The organism is Sphaerisporangium krabiense (assembly GCF_014200435.1).
GTDB lineage: Bacteria > Actinomycetota > Actinomycetes > Streptosporangiales > Streptosporangiaceae > Sphaerisporangium > Sphaerisporangium krabiense.
This window is the reverse complement of sequence record NZ_JACHBR010000001.1, coordinates 2016208-2027467: the sequence shown is the minus strand read 5'-3', so window position 1 is coordinate 2027467 and position 11260 is coordinate 2016208. Positions and strand designations below refer to the sequence as shown.

The window sequence follows — 11260 nt, the reverse complement described above, 5'->3', positions numbered from 1 at the left end:
GCCCACAAGAGTGCGAGAGAAAGGTGAGAACGCCCATGACGGCCACGCGAGGCCGGACGACCGCCGGTGGACACATCGACGTCCATGCGCACTTCGCCCCGCCGAGCACGAAGGAGGAGCGCGTCCGGGCGTGGCAGGCCATGCTCGGACGGGGCATCTACTTCCCGGAGCCCTACGAATGGTCCCTGGAGCGGACGCTGGCCCACATGGACGCGTCCGGGACCGCCATGCAGATGCTGAGCAACATCCCGGGCACGGAGCCCGCCGTGCGCGCCTCCAACGACTACGGTGCGCGGCTCGTGGCGGACCATCCGTCCCGGTTCGGCCTCCTGGCCGCGCTGCCCACCGACGACCCGGCCGCCGCCGTCCGGGAGGCGGAGCGGGCGCGTGAGCACCTGGACGCCGACGGCTTCGCGGTCACGGCGAACTACAACGGCGTCCACCTGGGCGACGCCTCGCTCGCGCCGTTGTGGGCGCGGCTCGACGACTGGGGAGCGGTGGTCTTCGTCCACCCGGACGCCCGCCGTCCCCCGGTGCTGGACCACCCCGCGCCGTTGTACGAGGTGGCCTTCGAGACCGCCAGGACCGTCTTCGACATGGTGTTCCGCAGGACGTTCACCCGGTACCCGAACATCACCTTCGTCATCGCCCACTGCGGCGGCGCCTTCCCGGCGCTGACCGGACGGCTCCGTCTCCTGGGCGACGAGGCGTGGGTGCCCCAGGGGGTGACGGCGGACGAGATCGACGCGCAGGTCTCGACGCTCTACGTCGACACGGCGGGGACCGCCGCCACGCAGTCGCTGCTCCCCGCGGTGGCCACCGTGGGCGTCGGCCACATCGTGTACGGCAGCGACTGGGGCGCCCCGTGTACGACCGAGGAGTCCGCCGAGGCCGACCTGCGCGGTCTCACCCAGTGCGGCGCCCTCTCCGCCGAGGAGGCCGACGGCGTTCTGCGGCGCGCGGCGGAGCTCTTCCCGAGAGCCGCACGGCGTATGACCCCCGCCGTCCAGCGGACGCGACCGGCCGTCTCGCCCGTCGGCACGGCGGACCCGTCGCATGGCGGTCATGTGGCCGCTGGGCGGCCGGAATCATGAGACGGGCGGGGGCGATCCGCCAAGTGTGATCACTAGAAGCATGACCTCTCCCGTGACCAGCCAAGGAGGTGAGAGCGAAGGGCGGAGAAATCGGACGCCAGGCCGCTGAGCGGGCCGACTGTCGGGCAGCGCGGGGCCACCCCGCTAACCTTTCCTGCGAAGCCCGACGAAAGGACCCAGATGCCACGCGACAACGCCGGCCCCGACTTCATCGAGGCGCTGGCCCGTGGACTCGACGTGCTCACGTGCTTCGGTTCACGGCGCGTGCCGATGTCCCTCACCGACATCGCGACCGCCACCGGCCTGGCCCGGCCGACCGCGCGCCGCATCATCCTCACCCTGGAACACCTCGGGTACGTCCGGCAGACCTCCGACGGCGTGGTCCTCACCCCCCGTGTGCTCGAACTCGGCATGGCCTACACGCTGTCCACCGGGCTCTGGGAGGTCGCGCACCCGCACCTGAGCGACCTGGTCGCCCGCAGCGACCAGGCCGCCTCCATCGCACAGCTCGACGGATCCGACATCCTCTACGTCGCTCGTGTCGAGGTCCCCAAGGTCGTCTCCGTCCGCGTCGACGTGGGCAGCCGGCTGCCGGCCGCCAGCACGGCCCTCGGCAAGGTGCTGCTCGCCGCCCTCGACGCCGACGCGCTGCGCGCCGCCCTCGACACCCCGACCCGCTCGGCGATCATCCCCCGCCGGGCGAAGACCGCCGGCGAACTGGAGGCCGAGCTCCGCGAGATCCGCGCCCGCGGCTGGGCCTCGACGGACGAGGAGGTGGCGGCCGGCGTCCGCTCCGTCGCGGCTCCCCTGCGTGACGGCGACGGCCGGACCATCGCGGCGGTCAACATCACGGCCATCACCGCCGAGGTGGACCACCGGCGACTGATCGACGAACTGCTCCCGCTCCTCCTCAGGACGGCGAGCGCGATCAGCCGCGACTACGAACTCATCCACGCCGCCCCCCAGGCCGTCATCACCCCGGCCCCGCGCCGATAGCCGCACGAAGGGGGCCGAGCAGGTGCTTTTCCCGGCGCGGGTTCCTACTTTCGTCATGGCAGGTAGACCGAGGAACGATTGATCATCGCGGGCGCTCGGCCGGAGCCTGGAGAGGACCAGACGACGGCGGTTGGAGCACGCGAATGCGGAACAAGGCGATCAGCAGGGGACGCTTCCTCGCCGGGGCGGCGGCGGTCGGCGCCACGGCGGCGGCCGGGACGCTCCTGGCGGCGGAGCCGGCGGCCGGAGCCCCCGCCACCGCGCCCCGGGAATCGGCGTCACCCCGGCGCGGGCTGACCTACCGGGGGGTGATGTACGAGTGCCTGGACGGCGAGACGCCGCACACCGGCTGGGACCGCGCCCGCATGCGGGCCGACATGCGGGCGATCAGGCACCGGCTGCACGCCAACTCGGTCGTGGTCTTCGGCACCGGTGTCGAACGCATGACGGCCACCGCCGCCGAGGCGGCCGGGCAGGGCATGCACGTGTGGCTCCAGCCGCGCCTGGCCGACCGTCCCGAACGCGAGATCCTCGACCACATTGCCGAGACCGGCAGGCAGGCCGAGCGGCTGCGCCGCCAGGGCGCTCGGGTGCACCTGATCGTCGGCTGCGAGTTCGTGCTGTTCGTGCCCGGCATCGTCCCCGGTGACGACGCGGTCGAGCGCGTCCAGAACATGATCAAGGGGAACTGGGACCCCGAGAAGGCGCAGCGGCTCCTCGACCGCTTCATCGCCGAGGCGGCCAGGACCGGACGCCGGGTCTTCACCGGCCCGCTCACCTACGGCGCCGGGCACGGCGACACCGTGGACTGGCGCCTGTTCGACATCGTCGGCGTCAACTACTACTCCTACTTCGCCGACCCGTCCGGGTACGTCAAGGAGCTGGCGCGGTACCGGAAGTGGGGCAGGCCGGTCGCCGTCACCGAGTGCGGCACCTGCACCTTCGCGGGCGCGCCCGAAGCCGGCGGCATGGGGTGGGACGTCGTCGACTACGGCGAGCCCAAGCCGGAGATCCGGGGAGACCTCAGGCGCAGCGAACACGTCCAGGCCCGTTACCTGGCCCAGGTGCTGGAGGTGTTCGAGCGGATGAACCTGCACGCGGCGATGGTGTACCAGTTCGTCACCCCGGACGCGCCGCACCGCCGGGAGCGGCGCCACGACCTCGACATGGCGAGTTACAGCCTGACCAAGGCGATATGGAAGACCGAGGACGCCCCCACGCCGTCCTGGCACTGGGCGCCGAAGGAGTCCTTCCACACCGTGGCCCGGCACTTCGCCCGTGCGGCCGGCGCCCGCTGAAGCGAGCCGGCTAGCTCCGGAGACCGGGTACCCGGCGGCGGGCGACGTCCACGAGCGAGGGCCCACCGGCCAGGCACCACAGGGCGATGACCGGATCGCAGATCGCGCACCCGAGGGAGGAGTCAAGGGCGAACGGGATGATCGGGTTGCCGTTGAGGTGATGCACGACGTCCCAGGCGGTGTGCAGCAGCCAGCCGACGCCGATGAACGTCCACGACTCCAGCCCGCGGTAGGCGCAGTAGGTGACGGCGGCGGTGAAGGCGAACTCCCAGCCGCCCAGGCCGCCGCCGCTGAGGTAGGCGGCTCCGGCCCCCGCCACCATGACGGCGTTGAACCGGCGCCGGTGCGGCTCCCGGATCAGTGACATCCCGGCGGCGTAGAGCAGGCCGATCAGGGCCGGCGGGACGACAGTCAAGATCATTTCATTACCCCCGTGCGTCGCGTGCCGACGCGGATGTGTACGGACCGGGTTCCTCCGTCCAGGCCGGAGAGCGCCACCGACGCTAGCCGGGCCGCCGGGCCCGTCCCAGTGGCGTTTCCGACACCTGTCAACGGGATACCGCCATACGCCCGGCCGGCGGTGGCGGATAGCTTTCGGGCATGCACATCGTCGCCGTGCTCGCGCTCGACCAGGTGATCCCCTTCGACCTGTCCACGCCGATCGAGGTCTTCACCCGCACGAGGCTCGCGGACGGTCGTCCCGGCTATCAGGTGCGCGTCTGCGCCGAGCGGCCGGAGGTGGACGCGGGCGCGTTCACGTTGCGCGCCCCGTGGGGGCTGGACGGTCTGGCGGACGCCGGGACGATCATCGTGCCGGGCACCGCGAACCCGGCGGCCCCGCCGTCACCGGAGGTCCGCCACGCGCTCAGGGCCGCCGCCGCCCGTGGCGTCCGTATCGCCTCCATCTGCTCGGGCACCTTCCCGCTGGCCGCCACGGGGCTGCTCAACGGCCTGCGCGCCACCACCCACTGGGCCGCGGCCGGCCGGCTGGCCGCCGCGTACCCGGACGTCGAGGTGGATCCCGACGTCCTCTACGTCGACAACGGGCAGATCCTCACCTCGGCGGGCGCCGCCGCCGGGCTGGACCTGTGCCTGCACCTGATCCGCCGCGACCACGGCTCGGCCGTGGCGGCCGACGCCGCCCGGCTGTCGGTGATGCCGCTGGAGCGGGAAGGCGGGCAGGCCCAGTTCATCGTCCAGCCGCTCTCGCCCATGACCCGGGGTTCCGCGTTCGAGCCGCTGCTCGCCTGGCTGCAGGAGTCCCTGGCCCGCGAACTGACGCTCGCCGACATCGCCGCCCACGCGGGAATGAGCCCCCGCACGCTGCTGCGCCGCTTCCGCGAGCAGACCGGCACGACCCCGCTGCGCTGGCTGCACCGGGCCCGGGTCCGCCAGGCCCAGCACCTGCTGGAGACCACCGACCACACCGTCGAGCGCATCGGCGCCGAGGTCGGCTTCACCTCGTCCACCGCGTTCCGGGACCGCTTCAAGCGGGTCACGGGCGTGAGCCCGCACGGCTACCGGCGCGCGTTCCGCTGAGTCGCCCGCGGCGACGGTTCCCGCGGGCCCCCTTCGGTACGGTCACCCGCCGTCTTCTACGCTGTTCCACGGATTGTCGGAGGTCTGTGGTGAGATCGGAACGTCGTTGGCCGCGCCGCCTGGCGACCGAGGCGGCGGCATGACCGCCGAGCCCGTGGTGATGGACGGCGGCGACCGCCGCTGCGTCCAGCTCCTGATCGAGCTGCGCCGCCTGGTCGAGGAGCTGCCCGCGGGCACCGTCGTGCACCTGATCGCCACCGACCCGGCCGCGCCGATCGACCTGCCGGCCTGGTGCCATCTGACCGGTCACGCCTACCTCGGCCCGGTGCCCGCCGCCGAACGTCCCACCTACGCCCTCCAGGTCCGGACCGACGCCCGCCCCACCCAACCACGATCCCCCTGGCGCCTCAGCGGGTCCTGACTCCGTCACCTCCGGCGCACCCGCGCGCGCTCGCGGCTCAGACGGCGTCGTGCGTCGCCGTTCCGCCGGGGGCGAGCGGGCCGGCCTGCTCCTCGAAGACCAGCCAGGTGCGGGTGGAGCGGACGCCTTCGACCGCGTGGATCCTGGCGAGGACGATGTCGCGCAGCGCGGCGGTGCCGGGCGCGCGCACCAGCATGATGAGGTCCACGTCGCCTCCGACGAACGCCACGTGCTGGACGTAGGGCACGTCGCACAGCATGCCGGACACCGACCGCCACGCGTTCTGGTCGATGGTGACCAGGACGTAGGCGGTGAGGCCCAGCCCGGCGCGTGCCGGATCGACGCGGGCGGTGAAGCCGGTGATGACGCCGTCCTCGACCAAGCGCTCGACCCGCGCGTAGACGTTGGACCGGGAGACGCGCACGCGTTCGGCGAGGGCGCGCATCGACATGCGCCCGTCGGCGCTCAGCTCGCGCAGGATCGCGTGGTCGACGTCGTCGAGCGCCGCCGATCGTCCCGTGGGGTCGGCGTCCGGCAACGCGGGGAACGACAGATGGTCCATCGGGACCGCCTCTCAGAGCCAAATATCCCGACTTTATCCCAGCTATTGAGACATATGGCGGAATTGGCTCATATTCCTACTCAGATGGCCGAGCAAGGAGGTCGGTGCCCGTATGACGGAGCGACACCGGGACGGCCGCCCACGGCCGCTGCTTCCCTCGGAGCGACCGATCCGCTTCCTGACCGACGGCGGCACGCCCGCGCGCGGTCCTCACCCCTATCCGGAACCCGACCCGGACCTGCTCCTGCGGGCCTACCGGCGGATGGTCGTGGGACGCCGGTTCGACGCCCAGGCCACCGCGCTCACCAAGCAGGGCCGCCTCGCCGTCTACCCCTCCAGCCGAGGGCAGGAGGCCTGCCAGGTCGGCGCCGTGCTCGCCCTCGACGACGGCGACTGGCTCTTCCCCACCTACCGGGAGTCGGTCGCGCTGGTGACCCGCGGCATCCCCCCGGTCGAGGTGCTCTCGCTGCTGCGGGGCGACGCCCACTGCGGCTACGACCCGCACCGCCACCACGTCGCGCCGCAGTGCACGCCGCTCGCCACCCAGACCGTGCACGCCGCCGGCCTGGCCTACGCCGAACGGCGCAAGGGCAGCGGCCGGGTCGCGCTCGCCTTCGTCGGCGACGGCGCGACCAGCGAGGGCGACTTCCACGAGGCGCTGAACTTCGCCGCCGTGTTCCACGCGCCGGTGGTGTTCCTGGTGCAGAACAACCGGTACGCCATCTCGGTGCCGCTGGAGCGGCAGACCGCGGCGCCCGCCCTTGCCTACAAGGGCATCGGGTACGGCGTGCGGTCGGAGCAGGTGGACGGGAACGACGCCGTGGCGGTGCTCGCCGTGCTGGGCGCCGCCGTCGCGCACGCGCGCTCGGGCGGCGGGCCGTTCCTCGTCGAGGCGCACACCTACCGTATGGAGCCGCACACCAACGCCGACGACGCCACCCGCTACCGCGCGGACGCGGAGACCGAGCGGTGGCGGCGGCGCGACCCGATCGCCCGGCTGGAGGCGTACCTGCGCGGGCTCGGGCGGCTCGGCGACGAGGAGGCGGCCGCGATCGCCGCCGAGGCCGAGGAGGTCGCCGCGCGGCTGCGCGCCGGCATGAACGCCGATCCCGACCTCGCCCCGCTCGACCTGTTCGCCCACGTCTACCGCGAGCCGACGCCGCAACTGGCCGAGCAGCGCGCGCTCCTGCGGTCCGAGCTCCAGGCCGAGCTCCACGCCGAGGAGGTGCCGGTATGACGCCGCCGGCCGGTACGACGATGGCGCAGGCGCTCAACGCCGCGCTGCGGGACGCCCTGGACGGCGACGAACGCGTCCTGGTCTTCGGCGAGGACGTCGGCCCGCTCGGCGGCGTCTTCCGCGTCACCGACGGCCTGACCGCGAAGTTCGGCGAGGACCGCTGCTTCGACACGCCGCTCGCCGAGTCCGGGATCGTCGGCTTCGCCGTCGGGATGGCCATGGGCGGCTTCCGGCCCGTGGTCGAGATGCAGTTCGACGCGTTCGCCTACCCGGCCTTCGAGCAGATCGCCTCGCACGTCGCCAAGATGCGCAACCGCACCCGCGGCCGGGTCGCGCTGCCGATCGTCATCCGGATCCCCTACGCCGGCGGGATCGGCGGCGTCGAGCACCACTGCGACTCCAGCGAGGGGTACTACGCGCACACGCCGGGGCTGAAGGTCGTCACCCCGGCCACGGTGGCGGACGCGTACTCGCTGCTGCGCGAGGCGATCGACGACCCCGACCCGGTGATCTTCCTGGAGCCCAAGAAGCTGTACTGGTCCAAGGCGGACGTCGCCCTGCCGGCGCGCACCGAGCCGTTCGGACGCGCCGCGATCCGCCGCCCCGGCGCGGACGCGACCGTGGTCGCCTACGGGCCCACCGTGCCGGTGGCCCTGGAGGCGGCGGAGGCCGCGGCGGACGAGGGCTGGGACCTGGAGGTCCTCGACCTGCGCACGATCGTGCCCTTCGACGACGGGACCGTCGTCGCGTCGGTGCGCCGCACCGGCCGGTGCGTGGTGCTGAGCGAGGCCGCCGGATTCGCCGGCGTCGGCGCCGAGATCGCCGCGCGGGTGCAGGAACGCTGCTTCCACAGCCTGCTCGCGCCGGTGCTGCGCGTGACCGGGTTCGACATCCCCTACCCGCCGCCGATGCTGGAGCACCACCACCTGCCGGGCGTCGACCGGATCCTGGACGCGCTGGACCGCCTGCAGCGCGACGACGAGCCGGACACCCGCCACCTCCTCGCCGGGGGCGCGGCGTGAACGCGTCCGGCACGGAGCAGATCTTCCGGCTGCCCGACCTCGGGGAAGGGCTGACGGAGGCCGAGATCCTGGACTGGCGGGTCGCCGTCGGCGACGTCGTCACCGTCGATCAGATCGTCGTCGAGGTCGAGACGGCCAAGGCCGCCGTCGAGGTGCCGGTCCCGGTCGCCGGGACGGTGGCGCGGCTGTACGGCGAGCCGGGGGCGGTCGTCGGCGTGGGCGAGCCGCTCATCGCGGTGACGGCCGCCGACGAGCGGTACCGGGAAGAGGAACGCGCGGGCTCGGGCAACGTGCTCGTCGGCTACGGCACCGGCGCGGCGCGCCGCTCCCGCCGCCGCGCCGCGCGCCTCGCCAAGGCCGCGCCGCCCGCGCCGCCCGCGTCGTCTGGTGCCACATCGCCTGCGTCGTCCGGATCCGCCACGCCGGCCGGCGTGCCGGCGCGGCCGGAGGTGCCGCGGGTCATCTCGCCGGTGGTGCGCCGTCTGGCGCGCGAGCGTCTCGTCGACCTCGCCACGCTGACCCCCAGCGGTCCCGGCGGCGTCGTGCTCCGCCGCGACGTCGACGCCGCGGCGTCCGCGCGGGTCGCGCCGGACGCCGCGGCTCCCGCCCGGGCCGGGCGCGCGGTGGTGCCGGCGCAGGCCGGGCCCTCGGTGCTGGAGGAGGCGGGGGAGCCGGTGCGGGTCCCGCTGCGGGGGGTGCGGCGGGCCGTCGCCGAGAAGCTCGCCCGGAGCAGGCGCGAGATCCCCGACGCGACGACCTGGGTCGACGTCGACGCCTCCGCCCTGGTGGAGCTGAAGGCCGGCATCGGACGGGCCCGCCCGGACGCGCGGGTGGGGATGCTCGCGCTGTTCGCCCGGATCTGCGTGGCGGGCCTGCGGGAGTTCCCCGAGCTCAACGCCTACGTGGACACCGAGCGCGAGGAGATCGTGCGGCTGCCCCGGATCAACCTGGGCTTCGCCGCGCAGACCGACCGGGGGCTGGTCGTCCCGGTCGTGCACGACGCGCACCGGCTCACCCTCACCGAGCTCGCCGCCCGGCTGCGGGAGCGCACGGAGCAGGCCCGCGCGGGCGCCCTCACGCCGCGGCAGCTCACCGGAGGGACGTTCACCCTCAACAACTACGGCGTCTTCGGGGTGGACGGCTCCACACCGATCATCAATCACCCCGAGGCGGCCATGCTCGGCGTCGGACGGATCATCGACCGGCCGTGGGCGCACGAGGGCGAGATACGGCTCCGCAAGGTCGCGCAGATATCGTTCACGTTCGACCACCGGGTCTGCGACGGCGGCGTCGCCGGGGGGTTCCTCCGCTTCGTCGCCGACTGCGTCGAACGCCCGGAAGTGCTGGTCGCCAACCTGTGAGGGCCGCGGCGCGCGGTGGTGTCACGACGGCGGCCCGGGCGCCCAAAGCGGTCGCACCAAAGCCGGTGACGGCCGGCATCCTGACCAACCCTAAAGGTGTCCAGTCGCGGTTGTAGTCATCCGGACACTCGGCAATAATCAGATCTTGCTGATCAACGACTAACAACCGTTCCGCGTGCCTTCGTGAGACGATCGGAGTTGTCATGCAGCGTCGGCCCCGCAGTCGTGCAGGCAGCTTCGGCCCGGTCTTCGAGCAAAGGCCGACGACAATGTGAGTGCGACTCGTGAATGGCCTCCCGATTCCCGCCTCGGTTTCGGAGCCGGTCCCTGATCGAGGGCGACGAGCGCACATTGAGGTGCCGCGGCACGGTCGCTGACACGCCGCGGGTACTGCCCTCTCTGCGGGGCGTCATTCGAATTCAACGGTACGGGGCCCACGCGGTGGAGGGCGCTCGTCTTCGTCACGGCTGCCATTGAACGATGGGGGTCGAACCCCTGAGTTCAATGATTCCCGGACGCCAACTCGATAGACGATTTCGGCGCGCGAAGACGAACCGATCGCGAGGGGTGTTCTTCTCGTGCGCCACACGCCGGGAGGTGGCCTGACGTTTCCACGCAGATGGTCGACGGGGGAGGAGCGACGTTGAGCGAGCTCAGATCGGGCGAGGGAGCGGATAAAAGCAATATTCATTCGGTACCCATCGAGCTGCTGGCGGTCGGGGACGGTCCACGATTAACAGGGGTGGACGTCGCGCATGCCCGGCGGCTGATGGAGGTGGTCGAGGAACTGCCCCCCATAATCGTGCATCGGAGCACCATGCGGGTCATCGACGGCATGCACCGGCTGCACGCCGCGCAACTGGTCGGCAGGGACACCGTCGAGGTCAGGTTCTTCGAGGGCAGCGAGGAGAGCGCGTTCGTCAGGGCGGTCGAGGAGAACGTCAGGCACGGGCTGCCGCTGTCCGCGGCCGAGCGCCGGACCGCCGCCGCGAGGATCATGAACTCCCACCCGGACTGGTCCGACCGGCGGATCGCCGCCGTCGTCGGGCTGTCGCCCAAGACGGTGGCCGAGATCCGGTCGGCGAGCGACTCCCTGCGGAGGGCGGGAGAGGTGCGGCTCGGGCGCGACGGGCGCGCGCGGCCGGTCGACGCGGCCAGCGGCCGCAAGCTCGCCGGCTGGCTGGTCGCCGAGCGGCCGGACGCGTCGCTGCGGGAGATCGCGAAGATCGCGGGGATCTCGCCGGAGACCGTGCGCGACGTGCGGAACCGGGTGGAGCGGGGCGAGGACCCGGTGCCGCAGAGCCGTCGCACCCGGTCCGGCGGTGGCGGCCGCCCGCGGCACGACGACGGCCACGCGCGCGCGCAGCCGGGCCGGGTCGTCGGGCGGATCCCGAACGGGCTGGCGTCCCACGACGAGCAGGTGGCCCTCGTCCACGCGTTGCGCCGGGACCCGTCGTTGCGCTTCTCGGCGGGGGGCCGGCTGCTGCTGCGCTGGCTGGAGCTGTCCCAGGTGGCGGTCCGGGAGTGGGACGACATCCTGCGCGCCGTGCCGAGCCACCGGGTGCAGCAGGTGGCCAAGCTCGCCAAATCGTGCGCCGAGGACTGGGCCCGGCTGGCCGAGCAGGTCAGCAGTCAGGCGGCGAGCCAGCCGAGCGCGTGACACGGCACGCGGTCCGACGGTGTCCGACCGCCGAGGTCCGCGGTTGGACGACCTGACGGTGTCCAACTGC

Annotated in this window: 11 protein-coding genes; 9 read left to right on the top strand and 2 right to left on the bottom strand. The window is 72.9% G+C overall.

What is annotated here, in order from left to right; all coding sequences use genetic code 11:
- Positions 1 to 35 precede the first annotated feature (35 nt).
- From BJ981_RS08760 to BJ981_RS08750, 3 genes are all read left to right on the top strand, one after another.
- Entirely contained in the window at positions 36 to 1094 is a 1059-nt protein-coding gene (locus tag BJ981_RS08760; RefSeq protein WP_184609727.1) for an amidohydrolase family protein, read from the top strand.
- A gap of 180 nt (positions 1095 to 1274) precedes the next feature.
- Entirely contained in the window at positions 1275 to 2090 is an 816-nt protein-coding gene (locus BJ981_RS08755) for an IclR family transcriptional regulator domain-containing protein (RefSeq protein ID WP_184609725.1), read from the top strand.
- 143 nt (positions 2091 to 2233) lie between these two features.
- On the top strand, positions 2234 to 3388 hold the full coding sequence (locus BJ981_RS08750) for a glycoside hydrolase family 113 protein (protein ID WP_184609723.1): 1155 nt from the start codon (positions 2234 to 2236) through the stop codon (positions 3386 to 3388).
- Between the two features lie 10 nt (positions 3389 to 3398).
- Here the strand turns inward: BJ981_RS08750 and BJ981_RS08745 are convergent, their stop codons facing one another.
- Positions 3399 to 3803 (bottom strand): DUF6010 family protein, encoded by a 405-nt coding sequence (locus tag BJ981_RS08745; RefSeq protein ID WP_184609721.1) that lies wholly within the window; start codon positions 3801 to 3803, stop codon positions 3399 to 3401.
- 185 nt (positions 3804 to 3988) lie between these two features.
- On the opposite strand from BJ981_RS08745, the gene BJ981_RS08740 reads away from it, so the two are divergent.
- Positions 3989 to 4927 (top strand): GlxA family transcriptional regulator, encoded by a 939-nt coding sequence (locus BJ981_RS08740; RefSeq protein ID WP_184609720.1) that lies wholly within the window; start codon positions 3989 to 3991, stop codon positions 4925 to 4927.
- A 139-nt stretch (positions 4928 to 5066) separates the two neighbouring features.
- Positions 5067 to 5348 carry a sulfurtransferase TusA family protein gene (locus tag BJ981_RS08735; RefSeq protein ID WP_184609718.1) on the top strand — a complete coding sequence of 94 codons (282 nt, stop codon included), beginning with the start codon at positions 5067 to 5069 and terminating at the stop codon, positions 5346 to 5348.
- Positions 5349 to 5385: 37 nt separating this feature from the next.
- Here BJ981_RS08735 and BJ981_RS08730 read toward each other — a convergent pair whose 3' ends face one another.
- Positions 5386 to 5910, bottom strand: coding sequence for an Lrp/AsnC family transcriptional regulator (locus BJ981_RS08730; protein ID WP_184609716.1), 525 nt, complete (start codon positions 5908 to 5910; stop codon positions 5386 to 5388).
- 112 nt (positions 5911 to 6022) lie between these two features.
- Here BJ981_RS08730 and pdhA point away from each other — a divergent pair, with 112 nt between their 5' ends.
- The 4 genes from pdhA to BJ981_RS08710 all read left to right on the top strand — a co-directional run bounded on the left by pdhA (position 6023) and on the right by BJ981_RS08710 (position 11190).
- On the top strand, positions 6023 to 7147 hold the full coding sequence (gene pdhA / locus BJ981_RS08725) for a pyruvate dehydrogenase (acetyl-transferring) E1 component subunit alpha (RefSeq protein ID WP_184609714.1): 1125 nt from the start codon (positions 6023 to 6025) through the stop codon (positions 7145 to 7147).
- Complete coding sequence (locus BJ981_RS08720; protein ID WP_184609712.1) at positions 7144 to 8169, top strand: alpha-ketoacid dehydrogenase subunit beta; 1026 nt, start codon at positions 7144 to 7146, stop codon at positions 8167 to 8169. Before pdhA ends, BJ981_RS08720 begins: the two co-directional genes overlap by 4 nt.
- Positions 8166 to 9530: a dihydrolipoamide acetyltransferase family protein gene (locus BJ981_RS08715; protein WP_184609710.1), complete on the top strand. Its 1365-nt coding sequence runs from the start codon at positions 8166 to 8168 to the stop codon at positions 9528 to 9530. The genes BJ981_RS08720 and BJ981_RS08715 overlap by 4 nt, the downstream gene beginning before the upstream one ends.
- Positions 9531 to 10173: 643 nt before the next feature.
- Positions 10174 to 11190, top strand: coding sequence for a ParB/RepB/Spo0J family partition protein (locus BJ981_RS08710; protein ID WP_239139541.1), 1017 nt, complete (start codon positions 10174 to 10176; stop codon positions 11188 to 11190).
- Positions 11191 to 11260 lie beyond the last annotated feature (70 nt).